At 68.4% G+C, this 23,766-nt stretch carries 24 protein-coding genes; 6 read left to right on the plus strand and 18 right to left on the minus strand.

Annotation, left to right across the window (positions count from 1 at the left end):
- Positions 1 to 255: 255 nt before the first annotated feature.
- On the minus strand, positions 256 to 387 hold the full coding sequence (locus MKL11_RS33165; protein WP_279600598.1) for a hypothetical protein: 132 nt from the start codon (positions 385 to 387) through the stop codon (positions 256 to 258).
- 59 nt (positions 388 to 446) lie between these two features.
- Positions 447 to 659, minus strand: coding sequence for a hypothetical protein (locus MKL11_RS19445; RefSeq protein ID WP_243946465.1), 213 nt, complete (start codon positions 657 to 659; stop codon positions 447 to 449).
- A 283-nt stretch (positions 660 to 942) separates the two neighbouring features.
- On the opposite strand from MKL11_RS19445, the gene MKL11_RS19450 reads away from it, so the two are divergent.
- Entirely contained in the window at positions 943 to 1,410 is a 468-nt protein-coding gene (locus tag MKL11_RS19450) for a YbaK/EbsC family protein (protein WP_243946467.1), read from the plus strand.
- Positions 1,411 to 1,420: 10 nt separating this feature from the next.
- Here the strand turns inward: MKL11_RS19450 and MKL11_RS19455 are convergent, their stop codons facing one another.
- From MKL11_RS19455 to MKL11_RS19475, 5 genes are all read right to left on the minus strand, one after another.
- A complete protein-coding gene (locus MKL11_RS19455) occupies positions 1,421 to 2,233 on the minus strand; it encodes an enoyl-CoA hydratase/isomerase family protein (RefSeq protein ID WP_243946474.1) in 813 nt (270 codons plus the stop codon).
- A 23-nt stretch (positions 2,234 to 2,256) separates the two neighbouring features.
- Positions 2,257 to 3,477, minus strand: a complete 1,221-nt coding sequence (locus MKL11_RS19460; protein ID WP_243946475.1) for a CaiB/BaiF CoA transferase family protein — start codon at positions 3,475 to 3,477, stop codon at positions 2,257 to 2,259.
- Between the two features lie 7 nt (positions 3,478 to 3,484).
- Positions 3,485 to 4,777, minus strand: a complete 1,293-nt coding sequence (locus tag MKL11_RS19465; protein WP_243946478.1) for an MFS transporter — start codon at positions 4,775 to 4,777, stop codon at positions 3,485 to 3,487.
- 218 nt (positions 4,778 to 4,995) lie between these two features.
- Positions 4,996 to 6,240 carry an MFS transporter gene (locus MKL11_RS19470; RefSeq protein WP_243946479.1) on the minus strand — a complete coding sequence of 415 codons (1,245 nt, stop codon included), beginning with the start codon at positions 6,238 to 6,240 and terminating at the stop codon, positions 4,996 to 4,998.
- A 461-nt stretch (positions 6,241 to 6,701) separates the two neighbouring features.
- Complete coding sequence (locus MKL11_RS19475; RefSeq protein ID WP_243946481.1) at positions 6,702 to 6,929, minus strand: hypothetical protein; 228 nt, start codon at positions 6,927 to 6,929, stop codon at positions 6,702 to 6,704.
- A gap of 342 nt (positions 6,930 to 7,271) precedes the next feature.
- Here MKL11_RS19475 and MKL11_RS19480 point away from each other — a divergent pair, with 342 nt between their 5' ends.
- Positions 7,272 to 8,240: a L,D-transpeptidase gene (locus MKL11_RS19480; RefSeq protein WP_243946483.1), complete on the plus strand. Its 969-nt coding sequence runs from the start codon at positions 7,272 to 7,274 to the stop codon at positions 8,238 to 8,240.
- A gap of 25 nt (positions 8,241 to 8,265) precedes the next feature.
- Here MKL11_RS19480 and glpX read toward each other — a convergent pair whose 3' ends face one another.
- The 3 genes from glpX to MKL11_RS19495 form a co-directional block, all read right to left on the minus strand.
- A complete protein-coding gene (glpX, locus tag MKL11_RS19485) occupies positions 8,266 to 9,249 on the minus strand; it encodes a class II fructose-bisphosphatase (protein ID WP_243946485.1) in 984 nt (327 codons plus the stop codon).
- Between the two features lie 142 nt (positions 9,250 to 9,391).
- The gene (locus MKL11_RS19490; protein ID WP_243946487.1) at positions 9,392 to 10,708 is read right to left on the minus strand and encodes a homoserine dehydrogenase; all 1,317 of its coding nucleotides are present in this window, start codon (positions 10,706 to 10,708) and stop codon (positions 9,392 to 9,394) included.
- Positions 10,709 to 10,806: 98 nt separating this feature from the next.
- The gene (locus tag MKL11_RS19495) at positions 10,807 to 11,487 is read right to left on the minus strand and encodes a ceramidase domain-containing protein (protein WP_243946602.1); all 681 of its coding nucleotides are present in this window, start codon (positions 11,485 to 11,487) and stop codon (positions 10,807 to 10,809) included.
- Between the two features lie 102 nt (positions 11,488 to 11,589).
- On the opposite strand from MKL11_RS19495, the gene xth reads away from it, so the two are divergent.
- From xth to MKL11_RS19515, 4 genes are all read left to right on the plus strand, one after another.
- A complete protein-coding gene (gene xth, locus MKL11_RS19500; protein ID WP_243946493.1) occupies positions 11,590 to 12,384 on the plus strand; it encodes an exodeoxyribonuclease III in 795 nt (264 codons plus the stop codon).
- A 135-nt stretch (positions 12,385 to 12,519) separates the two neighbouring features.
- Positions 12,520 to 13,026, plus strand: coding sequence for a peptide deformylase (locus MKL11_RS19505; protein WP_243946495.1), 507 nt, complete (start codon positions 12,520 to 12,522; stop codon positions 13,024 to 13,026).
- A 145-nt stretch (positions 13,027 to 13,171) separates the two neighbouring features.
- The gene (locus MKL11_RS19510; protein ID WP_243946498.1) at positions 13,172 to 13,795 is read left to right on the plus strand and encodes a glutathione S-transferase family protein; all 624 of its coding nucleotides are present in this window, start codon (positions 13,172 to 13,174) and stop codon (positions 13,793 to 13,795) included.
- A gap of 123 nt (positions 13,796 to 13,918) precedes the next feature.
- Positions 13,919 to 14,542, plus strand: coding sequence for a glutathione S-transferase family protein (locus tag MKL11_RS19515; protein ID WP_243946500.1), 624 nt, complete (start codon positions 13,919 to 13,921; stop codon positions 14,540 to 14,542).
- Positions 14,543 to 14,661: 119 nt separating this feature from the next.
- On the opposite strand, the gene MKL11_RS19520 is transcribed toward MKL11_RS19515, so the two are convergent.
- The 8 genes from MKL11_RS19520 to MKL11_RS19555 all read right to left on the minus strand — a co-directional run bounded on the left by MKL11_RS19520 (position 14,662) and on the right by MKL11_RS19555 (position 23,761).
- A complete protein-coding gene (locus MKL11_RS19520; RefSeq protein WP_243946502.1) occupies positions 14,662 to 15,564 on the minus strand; it encodes a tetratricopeptide repeat protein in 903 nt (300 codons plus the stop codon).
- On the minus strand, positions 15,551 to 17,281 hold the full coding sequence (ilvD, locus tag MKL11_RS19525; protein ID WP_243946503.1) for a dihydroxy-acid dehydratase: 1,731 nt from the start codon (positions 17,279 to 17,281) through the stop codon (positions 15,551 to 15,553). The genes MKL11_RS19520 and ilvD overlap by 14 nt, the downstream gene beginning before the upstream one ends.
- Positions 17,282 to 17,682: 401 nt before the next feature.
- Positions 17,683 to 18,468, minus strand: a complete 786-nt coding sequence (gene eutC / locus MKL11_RS19530) for an ethanolamine ammonia-lyase subunit EutC (RefSeq protein ID WP_243946505.1) — start codon at positions 18,466 to 18,468, stop codon at positions 17,683 to 17,685.
- Positions 18,465 to 19,844: an ethanolamine ammonia-lyase subunit EutB gene (locus MKL11_RS19535; protein ID WP_243946507.1), complete on the minus strand. Its 1,380-nt coding sequence runs from the start codon at positions 19,842 to 19,844 to the stop codon at positions 18,465 to 18,467. The genes eutC and MKL11_RS19535 overlap by 4 nt, the downstream gene beginning before the upstream one ends.
- 64 nt (positions 19,845 to 19,908) lie before the next feature.
- Positions 19,909 to 20,769, minus strand: coding sequence for a transglutaminase-like domain-containing protein (locus MKL11_RS19540; protein WP_243946509.1), 861 nt, complete (start codon positions 20,767 to 20,769; stop codon positions 19,909 to 19,911).
- A 69-nt stretch (positions 20,770 to 20,838) separates the two neighbouring features.
- On the minus strand, positions 20,839 to 21,426 hold the full coding sequence (locus tag MKL11_RS19545) for a lactate utilization protein C (RefSeq protein ID WP_243946517.1): 588 nt from the start codon (positions 21,424 to 21,426) through the stop codon (positions 20,839 to 20,841).
- Complete coding sequence (locus tag MKL11_RS19550; RefSeq protein ID WP_243946519.1) at positions 21,423 to 23,021, minus strand: lactate utilization protein B; 1,599 nt, start codon at positions 23,019 to 23,021, stop codon at positions 21,423 to 21,425. Before MKL11_RS19550 ends, MKL11_RS19545 begins: the two co-directional genes overlap by 4 nt.
- On the minus strand, positions 23,018 to 23,761 hold the full coding sequence (locus MKL11_RS19555; protein ID WP_243946521.1) for a (Fe-S)-binding protein: 744 nt from the start codon (positions 23,759 to 23,761) through the stop codon (positions 23,018 to 23,020). Before MKL11_RS19555 ends, MKL11_RS19550 begins: the two co-directional genes overlap by 4 nt.
- Between the last annotated feature and the right edge of the window lie 5 nt (positions 23,762 to 23,766).

Consider the following 23,766-nt stretch of genomic DNA (forward strand, 5'->3'; position numbering starts at 1 on the left):
TCACCCTGTCCCTCTCCCGCACGGGAGAGGGGAGTTGCGTCTCATGCCGGGGCGCAGGCCTGTCGGTGACGGCGCCTGCACGCGTGTTCTCTGATGTCGACGGGGCAACCGATCAGAAAAACCGCAAACCCTCAGAACGCATGGAAAGGTTTGGATGGCCCGCAGAGCGCGCTGCCGCCATTCATTGTGAACGAAGCAAAGCAAGCCGGCGCAACGCGCGCTCCGCGAACGTCGCGCGGCGCGATCCGATCGAACTCACCGCCCCTCGGACTTCTTCACCGCCGCGGAGACGGTGTTCTTCTGCGACGGGGCCGCCGCGTTCATCTTCGGCACGGCCTTCTTCGGCTTCTTGGTTTCGCGATTGCCGCGCTGCTTCTCGGTGGCCATGCTGTCGATCCTTCTTGTCGGTGAGGGTGACGTATCGGCGCGGTCCGGGCAGCGTTTCCCTACGGTTTGACGTGCGCGATGAAGCGCCCGCGGGCCCAGAGCTCGATCCGGTGCCCGTCGAGCAGGGTGACGGCGTGACGCTCGGCCGCGTCGTCGTTCAGGGCATCCACCGGGACGGTCGAGCGGACGCTGCCGTTCGATGAGAACCGGTAGGCCTGATAGGTCGCCGCCGCGCTGGACGACGCGATCGGGAATACGAGGAGATCTGCCATGTGTCCGGCCGCCGAGCACAGGCGGGGACATGCCGTCCTCAGTCACCGGAGCCTGTGGCCGCTTTTCCGATGATCGGGCGATCCTGCGCCCAGGCGGCGGTAAAAGATAGTCTCTTCGCGGTTCGGCGACGGAGATCGGCTCGGGACCGTCTGCCCGGAGCCGCAGGGCACTTTTGCGGTATCCCGCGCCTCATCTATGAACGAGGCGTCGATTTCACCGGGATGCGTCCCTGATCTGCCGGCCGTCGCCGTCGCGGCCCGTTTTGTTGGGAGGACATCTTTCATGAGCCTCGAATCGGTCCGCGCATTCTTCGCCGAGAAGGCGCCCGACATCGCGGTGATCGAACTGGCCACCAGCACGGCGACCGTGGCGGAGGCCGCCGCCGGCCACGGGGTCGCGCCCGCCCAGATCGCCAAGACGCTGTCGATCCGCATCGGCGACCAGGTCGCCCTGGTGGTGACACGGGGCGATGCGCGGCTCGACAACCGCAAGGCCAAGGCGATGTTCGGCGCCAAGGTCCGGATGCTCGATCTCGGCGAGGTCGAGGCGATCACCGGGCATCCGGTCGGCGGGGTCTGCCCATTCGGGCTGATCGCGCCGTTGCCGGTCTATTGCGACGTCTCGCTCAAGGCCTTCGACGAGGTCGTCCCCGCCGCCGGCAGCACCCGCAGCGCCGTGCGCATCGCGCCGGATCGCATGGCCGAGCTGGCCAGGGCGGTTTGGGTCGATGTGTGCCAGGAGCCGAGGTGAGCGAGGGTTTCTAGCGCCCCGTCCAGGCCGGCGTGCGCTTGCCGAGAAACGCCTCCATCCCCTCGCGAAAATCCTGGCTCATGTAGCAGAGGAGGATCAGGTCGTCGCCCGGATGAGGGGCGCCATCGGCGGTGGGCTCCTCCTCGGCGAGGCGGCGCAGGCCCTCCTTGGTGGCCTGCATGGTCAGCGGCGCGTGGCCGGCGAGCAGCTCGGCCAGGACGTCGACTCGCTCAGTCAGGGCCGCGCGGTCGTCCACGACCTCGCCGACCAGGCCGATGGCGAGCGCTTCTTCCGCGCCGACCAGACGGGCGGTGAAGAGGATGTCCTTGACCCGGGCCGGGCCGATCAGCCCGGAGAGGCGCTTGAGATTGCCCTGGCTGAGGCAATTGCCCAGCGTTCGGGCGATCGGGAAGCCGAACCGGGCGTCGCGCGTGGCGATCCGCAGGTCGCAGGCGGCCGCGATGGCCGCACCGCCACCGGTGCAGGCCCCCGCGATCGCCGCGATGGTCGGCACGCGCAGCCGCTCCAGGGCGCCGAGCACCCGGTCCATGAACCGCTCGTAGCCCAGCGCATCCTCGGCGGTCTCGAAGCTGCGGAACTGGGCGATGTCGGTGCCGGCCGCGAAGGCCTTGTCGCCGGCGCCGGTGATGATCAGCGCCTTCAAGGCCGGGTTGGCAGCGATCGCCTCGCAGCAGGTGATCAGGCCCTGGTACATCGCGAAGGTCAGCGCGTTGCGAGCCTGCGGCCGGTTGAGGACGATCCGGGCGATCCCGGCCTCGTCGGTGGTGAACAGCAGCTCGTCGGTGGCGGGCTTGGCACTCATCGCAGATCCTCCCGGTATCGGGCTCAAGCCACGGTCTCGCGGACGACGCCCCGGTCGATCAGGCCGTCGATCTCAGAGGCGGTGTAGCCAGCCTCCGCCAGGATCGCCCGGGAATGCTCGCCGAGCAACGGCGCCGGGCCGTGGACCCGGCCGGGCGTGTCCGAAAACTTCACCGGCAGACCGAGCGTCTTCATCCGGCCGACCCGGCTGTGCTCGACCTCCACGACCATCTCGCGGGCGAGCGCCTGCGGGTCCCGGTGCATGGCGTTGACGTCGAGCACGGGGCCCGCCGGGACGCCGCCGGCTTCAAGACGGGCCAGCCAGATCTCCGAGGTTTCCGCCTTGAAGACGGGCGCCAGGGTGGCGGAGAGGTCGTGGCGGTTGGCCATGCGGTCGCGGTTGAGGGCGAAGCGCGGATCCTCGGCCAAAGCCTCCGCGTCGATCGCCTTGAGCATCCGCAGCCAGTTGGTCTGGTTGGCCGCCCCGATGGTGATCCAGCCGTCCGCCGTCTCGAACGCCTCGTAGGGGGCGTTCAGCGGATGGGCCGAGCCCATCGGCCCCGGGGCGATCCCGGTCGCCATGGCGATGGCCGATTGCCAGTAGGTGTGGGTGATCCCGGCCTCGAACAGCGACGTGTCGACCGCCTGGCCCTTCCCGGTCCGGAGTCGGTGCGAATAGGCCGCGAGCACGCCCATGGCGGCCAGGATCCCGGCGGTGATGTCGGTCACCGGCGGACCGCACTTCATCGGCGGCCGGCCCGGCCCCTCCCCGGTCACCGACATCAGCCCGCTCATGCCCTGCGCGACCAGGTCGAACCCGGCCCGGTCGGCATAGGGGCCGGTGCGGCCGAAGCCCGAGAGCGAGCAATAGACCAGCGCCGGAAATTCCTGCCGCAGGGTCTCGTAGCCGATGCCCAGCCGCTCCATGGTGCCGCCGCGGTAATTCTCGATCAGCGCGTCGGCATTCCCGAGCAGGCGGCGCAGCACCGCGACGCCGTCCGGGCTCTTCAGGTCGAGGCTGAGCCCGCGCTTGCCGCGGTTCATCATCATGTAGGCGGCGCTCTCGCCCTCCAGCGCCGGCGGGACGGTGCGGCGGGTGTCGTCGCCGTCCATCTTCTCGACCTTGATCACCTCCGCGCCCATGTCGGCAAGCATCAGCCCGCAGACCGGGCCGGCCATGATATGCGCCAGCTCGATCACCCGCATGCCAGCGAGCGGCCCCGAACGTCCCGTCTGTTCCGCCATCGCGGCGCTACTCCCCGGCCGGCACGGTCGCCACCGGGCCGACCGGCCCGGTGGCGGGCTCCACGAACTCGCGCTCGGGATGCATGGTGAAGGCCAGGGCGGCGCCGAGCAGGCACAGGCCGACCGAGCCGACGAAGGGCAGCGTCCAGCTCCCGGTCAGATCGACGATGAGGCCGAACACGATTGGCGAGACGATCGCGGCCACTGCCGAGCCAGTGTTCATCAGGCCGCTGGCGGTGCCGGCATATTTCGGCGCGATGTCCATCGGCACCGACCAGATCGGCCCGATCACCAGTTCGGCGAAGAAGAACCCGGAGGAGAGCAGCAGGGCCACAAGGGTCAGGTCGCGGGTGAGGAACACCCCGGCCAGGCTCGCGGCCGAGCCCAGGAAGCCGATCACGATCACCGACAGGCGGGCGAGCTTCACGTTGCCGGTGCGGTGGAGGATCGAGTCGCTCAGCATGCCGCCGACCGTATCGCCGACGACGCCCGCGAAGAAGACCCCCGAGGCGAACAGGGCCGAGTTCTTGAGATCGAGCCCGTAATTCTCCTTGAAGAAGCTCGGCAGCCAGCCGAGGAACAGCCACAGGGTCCAGCCGTAGCAGAAATACGTGACCGTCACCGGCAGCATCCGCCGGGTCAGTGCGCCCCACGGCACCGATTGCTTCGCTCCGACCTTGCGCGGCGGCGGCAGGGCCTCGAGTTCCCGAGGCGTGATGGTCGGGTGGTCGGACGGGTCGTCACGAAAGTACAGGTACCAGATCACCACCCAGACGAGGCTGACCCCGCCCAGGATCACGAAGCTGGTCCGCCAGCCGAAATGGATCATCAGGAAGGCCACGATCGGCGGCGCCACCGCGTTGCCGAGCCGGGCGAAGGCGTGGGTGATGCCCTGCGCGAAGCCGCGCTTGCCCGGCGCCGTCCAGTTCTGCATCGCCCGGGTCGCGGTCGGGAAGGTCGCGCCCTCGCCGAAGCCGAGCAGCACGCGGGCCAGGAACAGGCTGATCAGGCCGCCGACCAGGCCGGTCAGGATCGTCGCCGAGGCCCAGATCATGCCGCAGACCAAGAGCGTGCGCCGGGCGCCGAACTTGTCGCCGACCGAGCCGCCGATCACCTGGAAAATCGCGTACGGGTAGGCGAAAGCCGAGAGGATCAGGCCGAAATCGGTCTTCGACATGCCGAATTCGCGGATGATCTCGGCACCGGCCGTGGCGACGTTCACCCGGTCCAGATAGGTGATGAAATACATCACGCAGAGCAGGCCGAGCACGCCATGGGTGGCGCTCATGCGCTTCAGCATCGACCATTCCTCCACACTGACGATGCCGCGTTTCGCGGTCGCCCGGCGCCTCGTCGCGGGGACGGACGCTCTTTGGTATTCGTTATTCAAACGCCTCTTAAGCCGGAAGGCAACCGTGCGTCGAGGGGATCGGCAGGAATTCAATCGCCTCCGTGAAACGCAAAACGGGAGCCTCGTGGCTCCCGTTCGGTTTTTCTGATCGATCGTCGGTATGGCGTTCAGACCGTCGCCGGCCGGAGCTGCCCGGTCTCCGTCTCGGTGCCCAGCGCCTTGCCGCGGGGACCGACCCAGCTGCCGACCCATTTGCGCTGCCACAGCATCAGGCAGCCGAGCACGGCGGCGGTGAACACCGCGTAGCCGATGAAGCCGGTGGAGAACGAGCCGGTATACTGCTTCGACAGACCCATGACGTTCGGCAGGATCGCGCCGCCCAGCGCCCCGACCTCGCCGATCATCGAGCCGGCGACCGCGGTGTTGCTCGGCCAGCGCAGGGGCACGAGCTGGAACAGCGCGCCGTTGCCGGCGCCGAGCGCCGCGAAGCAGAGCATGAACAGGAGGGTGGTCACCGCGAGCGAGGGCGTCGCCATCAGCGACAGGAAGGTGGCGATCGCCGCGAGCAGCACGACCGACAGGACCGCGATCCCGCCCATCCGGTCGGCGAAGTAGCCGCCGACGATGCGGATACCCGAGCCCATGAAGGCGGCCAGCATGGTCAGCCGCCCGGCCTCGACCTTCGTGACCGAGAACTGCTCGTAGAAGAAGGTCGGCAGGAAGTTCGACAGGCCGACGAAGCCGCCGAAGGTGATCACGTAGATCAGCGAGAACGCCCAGCCGTCCTTGGTGAACAGGCAGGAGATGTGATCCCTGAACGACTGGTGGGCATTGTCCGGCGGCTCCTTGGCGAACACGATCATGACCGCGAGCGGGATCAGCATCACCAGACCTGCGAAGGCGTAGGTGGTCTGCCAGCCATAGGCCTGCGCCAGCGGCGGGGCGAACAGCACGGCGAGCACGGTGCCCGAGTTGCCGGCGCCCGCGATGCCCATCGCCAGGCCCTTGTGCTCCGGCGGGAACCAGCCCGAGCCGAGGGACAACGCCACGCCGAAGGAGGCGCCGGCGATGCCGAGCAGCACGCCCATGGCGAGCACATCGTTGTAGGACGAGACCACGAAGTATCCGTAGGCCATCGCCAGCATGATCACGCTCATCTCCGTGATCGCGGCGTTCTTGCGGCCGATATACTGAGCAAGAACGCCGAGCGGGAAGCGCATCAACGCTCCTGCGAGGATCGGCAGCGAGATCATGAACCCGGTCTGGGCGGGGGTCAGCTTGTAGGTCTCGGTGATGAACGGGCCCATGGCGCCATTCAGGACCCAGATGGCGAAGCAGAAATCGAAATAGAGGAATGCCGCGAACAGCGTCGGGGGGTGCCCCGACTTCATCACCGTCTTGAAGCTCGCCATAGCTGGTGCTCGTCTTGAGAGAGGCGAACCGTCACGCGGTCGCTCATGCCGGGGATCCGGACTCACACCGTCCGCTGTTTTGGAGCGTCGTTGCTCCGCCGCCGCAGCAGGCGCGGCATGGTTCGGCAATGCAGCATGCGTGCCAGGTTTTCTTGAGCGTCGCGGATCGGCGACGACGGTTTCCGCCCGCCACAGCAGGGCGGACCGCCTGTCCGCACCTGCGGTCTCAGTCGCGTGACGTTCGAGGGGGCGCGCGCATGAGCTTGCGCCATCATCGCGAATGCGGCGAGGGGGAGGTCTTGAGATGAGGAGGTTGACGGGACAAATCCGTCGACCAGATTCCGAGAAAGCCCGTCGTTTCTCAGAACTGGCTCCGGCTCACGGCAGGAATGCCATCGATCAAGGCAACCCTGCCGCTGAAACGGGCGGATGCTGAAACCCCGCGCGTCAGCGTCGACCGCTCACCGGCACGACAACACGCTGCGGACGATCCAGCCTTCTTCGGGCAGCCAGAACTTGCGGCGGGCGCGGCTGCAATCGCGCTCGGGCTGCTTGCCCGAGGTCCAGGTTCCGACCGGCTCCGCGACCTTGGGCGGCTCGGGCGTCGCATCGCGACGCGCCTCGGCCGTAGGGCCGAGAACCAGGCTGGCGGCCAGGATGGTAGCGCTCAGAAATAGTCTCGCGCGCACGGCCCAAAAACCCTCGTCCGGCGGGGATGCCGGTGGGGGACATCAACTCTGCGTTGAGGATCGGCGCAAGGCCGTTTCGTCCGGGAACCGGGACCGTCCCGCGTGATCGCGTGGCAGGGTAAATGGGCGGATCGTCGGTTGAGGCAGGAACGCAACACAGGCGAAGAGAAGTACCGGCCGAGACATCAGACTTCGACCATAGGGGACTCGCGCAACTTGGCGGTACCGCGCGATCTTTGCTAAGGCTTGGAATGAGCCTGGCCTTGTATTCGTGTTGGCCTGCTCGATCGCGCGCCGCCGCACGAGTTCGGTGACGCCGCGCCATCCAGGGAAATCCGAACCATGTCCGCCCCGATCCGCCGCCTCGTCCTGGCCGGCTTCACCGTCCTCGCGCTCGCCTCGACAGCCCACGCTCAGGGCCGCGGCCCGGTGGCCGAATCCGGTATCGACGGGCTCGGCGATGACGGCCAGCTCTACCAGGACCAGAACGGCGCCTTCTACGTGCGCCGCGGCGACCGTTACCTGCCCTATACCGGCCGCCCCCCGGTGGTCCGCTCCGCGCCGCAGGCAGCCCCGACGTCGCAGGCGGCCCCGGTCTACGCGCCGCAATCCGCTCCGGTCTACGCGCCGGACTACGACGACCCGACCGCGCCGCCGCGCCGGGCCGCCGGAGCGCCGCCGGCCGAGGGTCTCTCGCCGATCGAGGCCGCCAAGGCGAAAGCCGTGCTGCGCACCCCCGATGACGGGCCGATCGACTACGCCAAGGCGTATGGGCCGATTCAGGACGACGTGTTCCCGGTCCAGGCCTTCAACTACAAGAAGATGAGCCCCGCCTTCCTCCGGCAGGAGATCGCCTATAACGGCCCCTACGAGCCCGGCACGATCATCGTCGATCCGCGCGCCCACCAGCTCACCCTGGTCGAGACCGGCGGTCGCGCCCGCCGCTACGGGGTCGGTGTCGGCAAGCAGGGTTTTTCGTGGTCCGGGACCGCCACGGTCAATTCCAAGCAGGCCTGGCCGGATTGGTACCCGCCCAAGGAGATGATCGCCCGCAGCCCGAAGCTCGCCAGCGAGGTCGACAAGCTCCAGAGCGGGCTCGGCGTCGAAGGCGGCCTGCGCAACCCGCTCGGCGCGCGCGCCATGTATCTGTGGCAGGGCAACAAGGACACGCTGTTCCGCATCCACGGCACCCTTGAGCCGTTCTCGATCGGCAAGAGCGTGTCCTCGGGCTGCATCCGGATGATCAACCAGGACGCGATCGACCTGTTCAGCCGGGTGAATGTCGGCTCGAAGGTCGTCGTCCTGAACTGATCCTGTTCGGGACTTGGGGGCGCCGTCAGGCGAGGCCGCGGCGGTGCTCCCCCAGGATCCGCCGGACCGTGCCGGCCTCCGAGCGATAGACCACCGTCTCGGTCTGGATGCGGTCGGGCCGGAACCGGACGCCGCGCAGCAGCGCGCCGTCGGTGACGCCGGTGGCGGCCACGATCACGTCGCCGCTGGCGAGATCGACCAGATCGTATTTCCTGTGGAGGTCGTCGATGCCCATCTCGGCGGCCCGGCGGCGGCGCTCCGGCGTGTCGAGGATCAGCCGCCCCTGCATCTGGCCGCCGATACACCGCATCGCCGCGGCGGCTAAAACCCCCTCGGGCGCGGCGCCGGTGCCGAGATAGATGTCGATGCCGGTTTCGGCCGGGCTCGCCGTGAAGATGATGCCGGCGATGTCACCGTCCGAGATCAGCCGGACCGCGGCGCCGGCCGCGCGCACCTCGGCGACCAGGGCTGCGTGGCGCGGACGGTCGAGGATCAGCGCCGTGATCTGGTCGGGCTCGACGCCCTTGGCCCGGGCGAGCGCCGCGATGTTGTCGGCGGGGCTGGCGTCGAGATCGACCAGACCCGGCTTGTAGCCCGGGCCGATCGCGATCTTCTGCATGTAGACGTCCGGGGCGGCCAGCAGCGAGCCGCGCTCGGCCATGGCCATCACGGCGATGGCCCCGGGCATATCCTTGGCGCAGAGCGTCGTGCCCTCCAGGGGATCGACCGCGATGTCGACCTCCGGCCCCTCGCCCTGCCCGAGTTGCTCGCCGATGAACAGCATCGGCGCCTCGTCCCGCTCGCCCTCGCCGATCACCACGGTCCCGCGGATCGGCAGGCTGTTGAGCTCGTCGCGCATCGCGTCCACGGCCGCTTGGTCGGCGGCCTTCTCGTCGCCCTTGCCGCGAAGCCGCGCCGCCGCGATGGCGGCCCGCTCCGTAACGCGGGCGAGTTCAAGGGCGAGCGTGCGCGGGACGCCACGCGGTTCGGACTTGGGGGCCACGGCCATCGTTTCCTAACCTGTGTCCGGGCCCGATCTTGGAGTCGGATCCCGTCTTGATCGTCGACCGGCACCGGTCAACCTACACGAGGCGTAACATTATCACTTATCTTGCATCAAGATTTAGGCACTTTGCCCATTTGATGCACTCTTATTCCCGCTCGATGCGGATCACCTGCGGCGGTTCGGCCAACAGGCCGTCGGCGTCGATCGCGTCGAGGGCCGCGCGAATCGTGCCCTCGGTGGCTGCATAGGTGATCAGAACCAGTGGCACCGGCCGGCCCGAGCGCCCGCGCGGATCGGACCCAGCGCTCTCGGTCCGGCGCTGCAGGATGCTTTCCAGGGAAATCTCCCGCTCGGCCATCCGCTGCGCGACGCCCGCGGCGACGCCGGGCCGGTCATGCACGGTGAGGCGAATGTAGTAGCCGCCCTCGTGGCGCTGCATCTCGACCCGCTCGCTGGCGCGCATCGCGGCGGCCGGCACCCCGAAGGTCGGGCGCACGATGCCACGGGCGACGTCGGCGATGTCGGCGACCACCGCGGAGGCGGTCGCCTCGCCGCCGGCGCCGGGGCCGATCAGGGTCAGCTCGCCGACGGCGTCGGCATCGATGGTGACCGCGTTGGTCACGCCCATCACCTGGGCGATGGCGGAGGATTTCGGCACCATGGTCGGGTGGACGCGCTGCTCGATCCCAGCCTCCGAGGCCTGGGCGACGCCGAGCAGCTTGATCCGGTAGCCGAGCTCGTCGGCCATGCGCAGATCGAGGGGCTGCACCCGGGAGATGCCCTCCACCGATACGCCATCGACATCGATGGCGGTGCCGTAGGCGAGGCTCGTCAGGATCGCGAGCTTGTGCGCGGTGTCGAAGCCCTCGACGTCGAAGGTCGGATCGGCCTCGGCATAGCCCAGGGTCTGCGCATCCCTGAGGCAGGCCTCGAAGGTCAAGCCCTCGCGCTCCATGCGGCTGAGGATGTAGTTGCAGGTGCCGTTGAGGATTCCGTAGACGCGGGCGACGGCGTTGCCGGGCAGGCCCTCGCGCAGGGTCTTGATCACCGGGATGCCGCCGGCCACCGCCGCCTCGTAGGCGAGCGCCACGCCGTTGGCCTCGGCCAGCGCCGCCAGCGCTGCGCCGTGGCGAGCAAGCAGGGCCTTGTTGGCGGTCACCACAGTCTTGCCGGCCTGGAGCGCCGCCTCGACCACCTCTTTGGCTGGTCCCTCGGCGCCGCCGATCAGTTCGACGACGCAATCGACCTCTTCCGAGCGGGCGAGCGACACCGGATCGTCGAACCAAGTCACCCCGGCGAGATCGAGCCCGCGGTCGCGGCCCCGGTCGCGCGACGAAACGGCGGCGACGCGGATGTCGAGGCCCGAAGCGCTCAGGGTGTCACGGCGGCGGGCGATCATCCGGACGACGGACGCGCCGACGGTGCCGAGCCCGGCGACGCCGATGCGGTAGCTCACTGTCATGATTCCTTCCGTGCCGGGCGCCCGCAGGAAACCGGGTCTCCGATGCGCCGCATCTCTGCAAGAATTCCGTCCGGCCCGCAAGAAAACCGCAGGCCGGCTCAGCCCGCGACAGCGCGGTGCCGGATCGCCGTAGCAACGAGGGCGTAGAGCACCAGGGCGTTGAGGAGGTGCCACAACGCATGCGTGCCGGTCGGCAGCACCGCGCAGGCGGCCCGGTCGACGGTGCGCGCGGTCAGCGAAATGAGGAACAGCACGCCCACGATCATGAGTCGCCGGCCGGTGCCGACGAAGCGCGTCTCGGGACGATCGAGCGCCGCCACGGTGAACAACGCCAGCACGGCGGGCAAGTAGTCGATCGAACCGTTGGTGACGGCGGAGATGTCCGAGCCGGTCAGACCGTCGAGGGTCGGCACCAGCGTGAAACTGAACAGGACGAAGCCCGCGGTGGCCGCCTCGACCCGAAGGCGGGGCAGCTTCAGGAACCGGTGCAGCGCCAGCGCCAGATAGGCGACGATGAACAGCGTGATCGGCAGGATGTCGGCATACATCGCCCAGGTCACCGCCAGCGTGTGGAACAGGAATGAGCCGATCCCGACCAGAGCGATCAAACCGGCCAGCCCCAGGCAGGCGCGATCCGGCGGCTCCGCAGCGCGGGCCCGACGCGCCGAGGCGGCGGCGGCCAGCAGGAAGGCAACGTTCGACGCCGCATTGACCGGCTCGGCCCAGAAATCCGGCCCGGTCCGCTCGCAGTACGCCATCACCGGCTCGAACCACTCCATCGTCATCCCGGCGCCCATACCGCCCCAATCTTGCGCGGTGGTGGCCTTGTCAGCGCGCCGCGAAGCGCGGATGACGGCCAGGCGACCATCGGAAGCGAGGCGATGCGGATCACCACCTGGAACGTCAACTCGATCAAGCAGCGGCTGCCGCATCTGCTCGGCTTCCTCGACGAGGCGAAGCCCGACGTGGTCTGCCTGCAGGAGTTGAAGTGCCAGGACGAGGCGTTCCCCCGCGCCGAGGTCGAGGGCGCCGGCTACGCGGTCGAGACCCTTGGCCAGAAGGCCTATAACGGCGTGGCCCTGCTGGTGCGTGCGCCGCTCGCGATGAGCGAGATTCAGCGCGGCCTGCCGGGCGACGAAACCGACGAGCAGTCCCGCTACATCGAGGCCCTGATCTCCGGCGCCGACACCAAGCCGGTGCGGGTGGCCTCGATCTACCTGCCGAACGGCAACCCGGTGGACAGCCCGAAATACCCCTACAAGCTCGCCTTCATGGAACGGCTGCAGCGCCACGCGCGCGCCCTCATGGCGGACGAGAATGCCGTGGTGCTGGCGGGCGATTACAACGTCATCCCCGAACCCGCCGACGCGGCCGACCCGGAGGCGTGGCGCTCGGACGCGCTGTTCCTGCCCAGCACCCGGGCGGCGTTCCGCGCGCTCCTGGCCGAGGGCTACACCGACGGCCTGCGCGCCTGCGACCCGCGCGACGGGCTCTACACCTTCTGGGATTACCAAGCTGGCTGCTGGCAGCGGAATGCCGGCATCCGCATCGACCACCTGCTGCTCTCACCCCAGGCCGCCGACCGTCTGGTCTCGGCCGCCGTACAGAAGCACCTGCGCGGTTTGGACAAGCCGTCCGACCATGTGCCGGTCACGGTGGAGCTGACGGCGGGGTAGAGCGCGCTCCCGGGGCGTGAACCGTGGCGCCCCGTCCAGGGCCTTCGTGTCCACCATAGGGCGGTCGGTGTACACAACGGTCGTTTCACCAGCGGATCCGATAGGCGCGCAGCGTCGCAAACGGACTAACCAACCATGCCGGCCCGCCCCCTCGTCCTGTTCCCTGATTCTCGGCTCTCACTTCCGGCCGCCCCGACCGATGCGTTCGGGCCCGATCTGAAAGCCGTTGTGGACGATGTGTCGGACACGCTCATGGCCGCGAGCGCCATCGGCCTGACGGCACCGCATATCGGCATCTCCGAGCGCGTCATGGTGATCCGGCTGTCGCCGGATGAGGATCTGCGCCTCTACGTGAACCCGGAAATCCTCTGGGCCTCCCCCGACACGGAGACCCACGACGAGGGCAGCGTCAGCATGCCGGGCGTGCGCGAGCGGATCACCCGGCCAGCCCGCATCCGGTTCGGCTTTCGCGACCTCGACGGATCGACCCACCAGGAGGAGGCGGAAGGCTTTTTCGCTGCCGTCGTCCAGCATGAGATCGATCAGCTCGACGGCGTCTTCTGGATCGATCGCCTGTCCCGACTGAAGCGGGATCGTCTGCTCAAGCGCTTCGAGAAGCTGAAATCGGCTTCTTCCCTGTAAGCGATTGCCAAAGCGCGCGCCGACGAAGTCAATCTCAGCGCTGCGCAAGCAACTATGGAAGATCAAAGGCTTAGACGCACGCCGCCGATTGCAGCGCGATCGGCATCGGGTCTAGGAATCCACCGATTTTTCGGGGGATTCGATCATGATCGTCTATGGCAGCAGCATTTCGCCCTTCGTGCGCAAGGTCCTCGTGGCTCTGGCCGAGAAGCGTATCCGGTACGAGCATCGTCCGGTGGCCCCACAGGCGGAGGATCCGGGTTTCCGGACCGCGAGCCCCCTGGGCAAGATCCCAGCAATCGACAATGGCGGTTTTCGGCTGGCCGATTCAAGCGCGATCCTCGACTATCTCGAGCGCCAGTCGCCGCTTCCCGCGCTCATCCCGGCCGACCCCGAAGACGCCGCCCGCGCCCGCTGGTTCGAGAAGTTCGGCGAGGTCGAATTCAACCGTCAGCTCTCGGTCGTGTTCACGGAGCGCTTCCTGAAGCCGCGGCTGTTGAAGGTGCCGGGCGACGAGGCGCTGGCGCAGCAGGCGATCGACACGGATCTGCCGCCGCTGTTCGATTACCTGGAATCGCAGATCTCCGGACCGTTCCTGGTCGAGAGCGCGTTCGGGATCGCCGACATCGCGGTCGCGGCCCCGTTCCACAATCTCCGGCTCGGTCAGGTCGAAGTCGACGCCGCGCGCTGGCCGAAGTTGGCAGGCTGGGTCACCCTGACTCTCGACCGGCCCTCCTTCGTCACGGCAATCGCCGCCCCGGCTTGGTGAGCTCCGTAACCTGATCGTAAATCACTGAGGGTGGCCCGGTCGGCAGGCCGACAATCGGCCCTATCTCCACCGCTATGGATCGGCGGATCGACATCCGGCGGTCCCGTCCCCGATGGAGTTCCAATGATCGTCTACGGTACCGGTTATTCGCCCTACGTCCGCAAGGTCCTGGTCGCGCTCACCGAGAAGAACGTGCCCTACGAGCATAGGCCGGTGATGTTCCACGCACCGGACCAGGACTTCCAGGCGGCCAGCCCCCTTGGAAAGATTCCGGCCATCGAGGATGGCGGATTCAAGCTGGCGGATTCCTCGGCGATCCTCTGGTATCTGGAGCGCAAGCATCCGACCCCGGCCCTGGTCCCGGCGGACCCGCAGGCGCTCGGCCGCGCGGTCTGGTTCGACAAGTTCGGTGACACCGAGCTGTTCGCGAAGCTCGTCGTGCCGTTCGTCGAGCAGGTCCTGAAACCCAATATGATGGGCCAGCCCACCGACGACGCTGCTGTCGCCAAAGCCCTCGACAAGGACCTGCCGCCGCTGTTCGACTATCTGGAGCGGCAGATCTCGGGGCCATACCTCGTCGGCGACGCGTTCAGCATCGCCGACATCTCGATCACCACCGGCTTCTACAATTTTCACTTGGCCGACGCGCAGGTCGATGCCGGCCGCTGGCCGAAGCTTTCGGCTTATGTCGCCGAGATCCTGGCGCGCCCCTCGTTCAAGGCCGCGCAAGACGCCAAGAAGGGCTGAGCCCGCACGGCGGCGGCTTCAGAACCTGCCGCTGTTTTCCGGAAACAGCGGCAGGGTCCTGCTCTTTCTTATCGCATGATGATTTCGGAAAACCGGAATCCACTTTTCCGCATCAGGCTTCAGTGCCGCCGCCGGATCGATCCGACGGTCTGGAGCTGGCTCTGGGCCTCGGCTCGGTCGTCCTCGTTGGCGGCCGCCCAGTTCTTGTCGTAGAGCGCCACGATCCAGTCGTCCTTGCGGCCCTCGGCACCCTCGCGGGCCAGAGACAGCCACATCAGGCCCTTCACGCGCTGGATCGGCACGCCGCCCAGCCCGTTCAGGAGCATGTCGCCAAGGAGCGCCTGAGCCGGGTGATGGCCCTTCTCCGCCGCCAAGTTGAACCAGCGCGCCGCCTGCCGGGGATCGGCCTCGACGCCGGTGCCGTCGAGGTAGAGGCGGGCGAGGTTGTACTGCGCGTTCGGCTCGCCGTAATACGACGCCGCGTAGTTGAACATATCGTAGGCGCGCTCAGGGTTCGGACGCACGTAGGTGCCCTTGATCCCCTCCAGGAAATAGGTGCCGAGCGCCGTGAACGCGCTGCCGGTCACCGCGGAATTCTGCGGATCCGGGCCATCGTCGGTGCTAGCATCCGCGATCCGGGAGAAGAACTCGAACGCCTTCAGGTCGTCATGGGGCACGCCGTCGCCCTCAGCGTACATCCGGCCGAGCTTCCACAGCGCCAGCGCATGACCCTGGCCGGCGGCGTATTCGAGGGCGCGGGCGGCGCCCTGCTTGTCGCCGGCATTGTACTCGCGCACGCCGGCGCGCAGCGCGTCCTTGGCCGAGCGGTAGCTCTTGTCCGCCACCGGCACCTGCACCGGCGTGCGAACGCTGGCGTCGAGCGCCCGGGGGGCATCGGTGGGCAGGGCAAGCAGGACCAGGACGCCGGCCGCCGCCGCGATCTGGCCGAGGAAGCGGGACCGACCGGGATCGGCCCCGGCCGGCGCCCTGCGCCGGCTGAGGTCAGTCCTAGACGTCCGCATAGCTCTCCATCTCCTTGGCGCCCCCAGGATGGGTGACGGCGCCGTACAGTGCTGGGCCGACGCCCTGCGCGTATTTCCACAGATAGCCGGAGGTCGCCGTGTTGGTCCGGGGCGCCCAGGCCTTGCGGCGCTCGGCGAACTCCTCGTCGGATAGCGCGACGCTGAGCGTGCCCTGGATCGCGTCCAGGGTGATGATGTCGCCGTCTTGGATCAGGCCGATCGGGCCGCCCACCGCCGCCTCGGGGCCGACATGGCCGACGCAGAAGCCGCGGGTCGCACCGGAGAAGCGCCCGTCCGTGATCAGCGCGACCTTGTCGCCCATGCCTTGGCCGTAGAGGGCCGCGGTGGTGGACAGCATCTCGCGCATGCCGGGGCCGCCGCGCGGACCCTCGTAGCGGATCACGAGCACGTCGCCCTCCTTGTACGTCCGCGACTGCACCGCCTCGAAGCAGGCCTCCTCGCCGTCGAACACCCGGGCCGGGCCGGTGAAGACCTGTTTCTCGGCCGGCATGCCGGCGACCTTCACGATCGCGCCCTCAGGAGCGAGGTTGCCCTTAAGGCCGACGACGCCGCCGGTGGGGGTGATCGGGCGGTTGGCCGGGTAGACCACGTCCTGGTCCGGGTTCCAGGTCACCCGGTCCATGTTCTCCGCGATGGTGCGGCCGGTGACCGTCAGGCAGTCGCCGTGCATGAAGCCGTGGTCGAGCAGGGTCTTCATCAGCAGCGGGATGCCGCCGACCTCGAACATGTCCTTGGCGACGTAGCGGCCGCCGGGCTTGAGATCGGCGATGTACGGCGTCCGGCGGAAGATCTCGGCGACGTCGAACAGCGTGAATTCGATCCCGCATTCATGGGCGATGGCCGGCAGGTGCAGGGCCGCGTTGGTCGAGCCGCCGGAGGCAGCGACCACGGTGGCGGCGTTTTCCAGCGCCTTGCGGGTGACGATGTCGCGCGGGCGGATCTGCTTGGCGAGCAGCTCCATCACCTTCTCGCCGGCGGTGGCGCAGAACTTGTCCCGGATTTCGTAGGGCGCCGGAGCGCCGGCCGAGTAGGGCAGCGCCAGGCCGATCGCCTCGGAGACGGTCGCCATGGTGTTGGCGGTGAACTGCGCGCCGCAGGCGCCGGCCGACGGGCAGGCGACCTGCTCGAGCTCGTCGAGGTCTTCCAGGCTCATGTCGCCGACCGCGACCTTGCCCACCGCCTCGAACAGGTCCTGCACGGTGACCGGCTTGCCGCGGAACGAGCCGGGCAGGATCGAGCCGCCGTAGATGAAGATCGACGGGACGTTGAGGCGCACCATCGCCATCATCATGCCGGGCAGCGACTTGTCGCAGCCGGCCAGGCCAACCAAGGCGTCGTAAGCGTGGCCGCGCATGGTCAGCTCGACCGAGTCGGCGATGACCTCCCGGGACGGCAGCGAGGCGCGCATGCCGCCATGGCCCATGGCGATGCCGTCGGTGACTGTGATGGTGCAGAATTCGCGTGGGGTGCCGTGGGCGGCGGCGACGCCCTTCTTCACCGCCTGCGCCTGGCGCATCAACGAGATGTTGCAGGGGGCGGCCTCGTTCCAGCAGGAGGCGACACCCACCAGCGGCTGGTGGATCTGCTCCCGGGTCAGGCCCATCGCGTAGAGATAGGAGCGATGCGGGGCACGGTCCGGACCCTCCGTGACGTGACGGCTGGGCAGCTTCGACTTGTCGTTCAAACGCGTGTCCATCAACCCGAACCAAGCCTTCGCGCCGCCAGTCCCGAGGGTGCAGGAGACCGCGGCGCGTCGCCGTTCGCGATGCGCCGGGAGGGCCGTCCGCGTGCTCGGGAAATCCTCGTTTCGAAACGGTAAATCGTTGTCGAACTTGCCGTTTACCGCGGATGCTGAGGTGGGCTCGGACTATGGCGGGATCGCGGCGTTTGCGGGCAGGTCTCGGGGCAGACCCGGGATCGTTTTACGGTGTTGCGACCCCGCCACAGCCACGCTTCGGGTCGATTGCCGCGCGAGATTAGGTTAAGGATAATCCTTCACCCAACAATTTGCGGGCCGCCCTGTACAGGGGCTGGTTTTTGGCGGCCCGAGCCGGGGCGGCCCCGGATCGCCGGGCCGCGAAGGTGCGCGCAACGCTCTCAGCCGGTGGTGGAACCCGGCAACGCTTGTGACGCGACGCCGGCCTCGAGGGCGCGGTCGCTCTCATCCTTCAGCGTCACGCCGCTGAGGCCGAGGGTGAGCGCACGGGCGAGCAGCCAGTGCAGCTTGAACGCGGCGCGCGCATGGGTGAGGCCAGCCATCCGCACGTTCGAGATGCAGTTGCGCTCCGCATCCGAGCGGCCGATCCTGGGACCGAAGGTCAGATAGATGCCGAGGCTGTCGGGCGAGGACAGGCCGGGCCGCTCGCCGATCAGCACCGCCACTGCCCGAACCTCCAGGGCCTCGCCGATCGCGTCGCCGAGCGCCACACGGGCCTGACGGGCGATCACCACCGGGGCGACGTGCCAGCCGGCCTTCTCCGCCAGGGGCTTGAACGCGTCGATCAGCGGCGCCGCGTTCTCGTGCACGGCTCGGGCCGAGAGCCCGTCGGCCACAACCAGGGCGAGATCGGCGGCCTCGGCTGCGGCCTGCAGTTTCGAAAGATCCGCCGGGTCGAGCCGGCGGCCGAGATCGGGGCGGCGCAGATAGGTCGCCCGGTCGGGGGCCTGCGAGGCGACGGGGATCGTCGTAAAGCCGAGATTCGCGATGGCGCCGGCCAGCGCCTCCGCATCCATCGGCGCGTGCACGGCGTCCCGGGCCTGAGCGTGGTCGAGGCCGAAGCGCAGCACCTCCCGGGTCGGTAATCCGCTGCCGGCGCGGCCGAGACCGATCCGGGCCGGCGTCAGCCCGGCGAGCCGCGCCCAGATCTCCCGGGTGTCGCTCACGCGGCGAGGTCCGGTGCGGCGGCCAGGAGCGGGGCACCCGATCCCGGCACCAGGACGCCGGCCTCGTCGGTCAGGCCGATCCCGTGCAGCCACGCCTCGAATTCGGGGGCGCGCTTCAGGCCCAGCACCTCGCGCAGGTAGAGGGAATCGTGGAACGACGTGGATTGGTAGTTGAGCATCACGTCGTCGGCCCCCGGGACGCCCATGATGTAGGTGCAGCCGGCCGCCCCGAGCAGCGTCAGCAGCGTGTCCATGTCGTCCTGATCGGCCTCGGCGTGGTTGGTGTAGCAGACGTCGACGCCGAGCGGCACGCCCATCAGCTTGCCGCAGAAATGGTCCTCCAGCCCGGCCCGGATGATCTCCTTGCCGTCGTAGAGGTATTCCGGCCCGATGAAGCCCACGACGGTGTTGACCAAGAGCGGCCGGAACGGCCGGGCGACCGCGTAGGCGCGGGCCTCCAGGGTCTGCTGGTCGATGCCGTGATGGGCATCGGCCGAGAGTGCGGAGCCCTGTCCGGTCTCGAAATACATGCAGTTGTCGCCGAGCGGACCGCGCTTGAGCGCCAGGGCCGCCTCGTGGGCTTCCCTGAGCAGGTCCAGCGTCACCCCGAAGCCGGCGTTCGCCTTCTCGGTGCCGGCGATCGACTGGAACACGAGATCGACCGGCAGCCCCCGCTCCATCGCCGCGAGGGTGGTGGTGACGTGGGTGAGCACGCAGGCCTGCGTCGGGATGGCGTGCTTCTGGATCAGCCCGTCGAGGAGCTGGAGCAGGTCGCCGAGCGCCTGGACGGAATCAGAGGCGGGATTGATGCCGATCACCGCGTCGCCGCAGCCCAGCGTGAGCCCATCAAGGATCGCAGCGGTGATGCCCTTCGGATCGTCGGTGGGGTGGTTGGGCTGCAGCCGGACCGCGAGCGTCCCGGCCAGGCCGATCGTGTTGCGGAAGCGGGTGACCACACGGGCCTTGCGCGCCACCGAGATCAGGTCCTGGTTGCGCATGATTTTTGACACGGCCGCGGCGATCTCGGGCGTGACGCCCGGGGCGATCCGGGTGAGCACCTCCGGGGTGGCCGTCAGCAGGAACTCGCGGAAATCGCCGACCGTCAGATGCGTGATTTCTCTGAACGCAGCGGCGTCGTGCGTGTCGAGGATCAGCCGGGTGACGTCGTCCTGCTCGTAGGGGATCAGCGGCCGGGCCAGGATCTCGGACAGCGGCACCTCGGCGAGGCACCAGCGTGCCGCCGCGTTCTCCTCGGCGGATTCCGCCGCGACGCCGGCGAGCCGGTCGCCGGAGCGAACCGGCGTCGCCTTGGCCATCAGGGTGGCGAGGTCGGCGAAGACGTGGGTGCGGGGGCCGACGACGTGGCGGTAGGCCATGCGGTTTCACCCCGTATCTGCTTCCGAGGATCACAGGATAGCGTGATCCGGTGCGGCTGTCCGGTCAGGCGGCGCCTGCGTTCGGCGCCGGGACCTCGGTGGAGATCGCGTCGACCGTGCGAGGCATCGGGCTGCCCTGCCCGTCCGAGCGCTGGATCCGGACCTGCTGGTTGACCGGCTGCATGTTGCCGAACGGCGTCGAGAAGGCGATCTCGGCGGCGTCACGGCCGACGCCGATGCGCACCAGCCCGTCGAGATCGGCCTGGCGGGTCGCGTCGAACAGCCACCAGCGCCCGTCGAGATAGGCCTCGAACACCGCGTGAAAGTCGCTCGGCACGAGACCGTGGGCGTAACAGCTGACGAACCGCGCCGGGATCCCGAGCGCCCGGCAGAACGCCGTGCCGATATGCGCGAAGTCGCGGCAGACGCCGGCTCGCTTCAGCAGCGACTCGTCCGCCGTGGTCTCGCCGTCGCTGGTGCCGGGCTGGTAGGTGATGTGGTCGTGGATCCAATTGCAGATCTCGTTCACGCGGCTGTGGCCCTTGGGCAGCGCGCCGAATTCGGCCTGCGCGAAGGGCGTCAGCCGGTCGGAGGAAACGAACCGGCTCGGCAGCAGGAACGGCAGGATGTCGAGGGGGAGCACCCCGATCGGCGTCTCGTTGATGGTCGCCGGGTCGGCCCGGTGGACGGTCAGGTCCACCTCCGCGTTGTACTCCAGCGCGAACTGGCCCATCGGCACGTTGACGCCGAGATAGCGGTTGAGCAGGTCCGGGGTGGTGTAGAGGTCACGCTTCAGGTTCGGCGTGAGCACCAGGCTCTCGCTGAGGATCTCCACGCTTCTCAGCTTAGCGACTTCCAGGTTGAAGATGAAGGTCGTGTCCGAGAGTATATTGTAGGACAGACTGCAACCGAGGGTATAGCGCATCGGATCTCCTTGCCGGGCGACGAGATGATCGCTGCCCAAGCAAGCGGCGCGCCCGATCGCGGTTCCCGGTCAGCGCGGCAGCAGCAATACCGTGAGCGAGCGAACCCCCTGCGCTCCATGGATCAGCACACCCTCGATATCGGCAGTGGCCGAGGGTCCGGTGTGCAGCACCGCGTAGGCCGAGCGGCCGAATTCCGGGCGCTTGTAGGCGGCCTGCACGTTGGGCAGGATGTCGGCGGGATCGAGTAGCACGATCAGGTGTTGGGCGAGGTAGGCGACCGCGTTCACGATCAGCTCGCCCTCGGTGAACAGCACCGAGCCGGTCTCGGCGATGCCGAAAACCGCGCGCACCACCGCCACGTCGACATCCTCGACCTCCTGCGGATAGCGCACCGCCCGCAGGTCGCGGTTACCGTCGATCTCCGGGACGGCAGATGCGATCACCTTGGCCTCGGCCAGCCGCTCGCGCACGCCCGCCAGCGGCTCGCCGGTGCGGCCATCGGCGATCCGGCCGCCCATCTTTTTCAGCCGCTCGCCGAATTCTTCGAACAGATCGTCGCCGACGAGCGGCGTGAAGGACGGCACAACCGGCAACGGGTAATCGCCCGCCGGACGGTTCGCCTTGAGCGCCGCGAGGATCCCGTCGCGCGCGCTCATTGGCCGGTGTCCTTCGGGGCCGCGTCCTTTGCCGGCTTCTGCATCCGGTTCTGCTTGTACCAGGCGTGGAAGGTCTGGCGCGGCGCGTCGGGCATCTCGCGCTTCTTCCCCCAGGTGTTGAGCGGGTTGTAGACGGCGAAACGCGGCAGCACCTTGAGCGCCGAATCCGCCGCGCCGATCGCCGCCCGGTAGGCGGCGGGCCGGGACAGGACCGCGCCCGCGGCCTTCATCATGCCCTGCTTGAGCGCCGGGATGTGATGTTCCTCGACCAGCACCTTCCGCCAGGCGAAGATCTGCTCGTGGATGTTGATCTTCACCGGGCAGACGTTGGTGCAGGACCCGTTCATCGTCGAGGAGAACGGCAGGGTCGAGTATTTCCGCTTGTTGAAGGTCGGGTCGATGATCAGCCCGATCGGCCCCGAATAGGTCGCCCCGTAGGAGAGGCCGCCGGAGCGCCGGTAGACCGGGCAGGTGTTCATGCAGGCGCCGCAGCGGATGCATTTCAGCGAGGTCCAGAACTCCTCCAGCCCGAGCCGGGCCGAGCGTCCGTTATCGACCAGCACCATGTGCATCTCGGTGCCCTTGCGGGGGCCGCGGAAATGCGAGGTGTACTGGGTGATCGGCGAGCCCAGCGCCGATCGCGACAGCAGCCGGATGAACACCCCGAGATGCTCGACCTTCGGGATGATCTTCTCGATGCCGATCGAGTGGATCTGCAGCGGCGGGACATTGCCGGAGAGATCGGCATTGCCCTCGTTGGTGCAGGTGACGACCGTGCCGGTCTCCGCGATGGCGAAATTGCAGCCGGTCATGCCGGCATCGGCCTTCAGGATGTAAGGCCGGGTCGTCTCGCGCTGGCTCTCGGCGAGATAGTGGGCGTCGTCGTTGTCCGGGTCGGTGCCGAGCGTCTTGGCGAAGACTTCGGCCACATCCATCCGAGTCTTGTGGACCGCCGGGGCCACGATGTGGCTCGGCTCCTCGTTGTCGAGCTGCTGGATGCGCTCGCCGAGATCGGTCTCGATGATCTCGATGCCGTTGGCCGCCATGTGGTGGCGGAAACCGCATTCCTCGGTGAGCATCGATTTCGACTTCACCAGGGTCTTGGCGCCGCGGCTGCGCAGGATCTCCAGGACGATGCGGTTGTGGTCGGCGCCGTCCGCGGCCCAATGGACCTGCACACCGTTGGCCTTCGCAGCGGCCTCGAACTGCTCGAGATACTGGTCGAGATGCGTAAGCGTGTGCGCCTTGATGGCGGAGGCCAGCTCGCGCAGCTCCTCCCATTCTGGGATGCCGTGGGCCGAGGCATCGCGCTTCTTGCGTAGATCCCACAGGCGCTCGTCATGGGCGGCCTGGTGGAGCGGCGCGGCGAGGAAGCGCTCGGCAGCCTCGGCCTGGTCGATCGGCCTGTCGCCGCGGATCTTGGCGCCCCGGGGCTGCGCCTCGCGGGTCTGCGGTGCCCGGATCGGCTTGGTGGCGGCCTCGGCGTGCTGGAGGCGGCCGCCATCCTGGCCGCGCTCGCTCTCGTCGTCGCCGGCGCGGACCTCGGGGTGGATGACGCCGTCGCGGGCGCGCGGGTTCAGATCCTCGACGCTCATGCGGTTGCTCCGTTCAGCACTTGCGCGATGTGGATGTAGCGGAGCGGCAGCCCGAGACGCTCGGCGCAGCCCTTCTGGTGCATCAGGCACGAGGAATCCGCCGAGACCACGTATTCGGCCCCGGCCCGGTTCTGATCGGCGACCTTGTCGTAGCCCATCTTGGCCGAGACCGCGGGCTCGAACACTGAGAAGGTGCCGCCGAAGCCGCAGCACTCGTCGGGCCGGGCGAGGTCCACCAGCTCGACGCCCTTCACCAGGCGGAGCAGGTCGAGGGGCTTGGAGAAGTACGGCTTCACGATCTCGGACGGCCGGGCGTGGTGGATGCCGCGCAGCGCGTTGCAATTGCCGTGATAGGCGACCTTGTGCGGGAACTCGGCCCAGGGCAGCGCCTCGATCTTGAGCACGTCGTGCAGGAACTCGACCAGCTCGTAGGTGCTGGCCCGGACCTTCTTGACCGCGTCCGTCTGTGGGATCGCGGTCAGGTGCTCGCGCACCTGATGCACGCAGGAGCCAGAAGGCGCCACCACGTAGTCGAAGCCCGAAAAATTCTTGACGAACAGGGCCTCGGTGGCGGCGGCCTCGGCGTGGCAGCCGGTATTGGCCATGGGCTGGCCGCAGCAGGTCTGGTCGAACGGGTATTCGACGGTGCAGCCGACCCGCTCCAGCAGTTCCAGCGTGGCGATCCCGACTTCCGGCTCGAAGGCGTCGACGTAGCACGGCACGAACAGGCCGACCCGCATGGTCC

This window comes from Methylobacterium sp. J-077, from assembly GCF_022829365.1.
Lineage (GTDB): Bacteria > Pseudomonadota > Alphaproteobacteria > Rhizobiales > Beijerinckiaceae > Methylobacterium.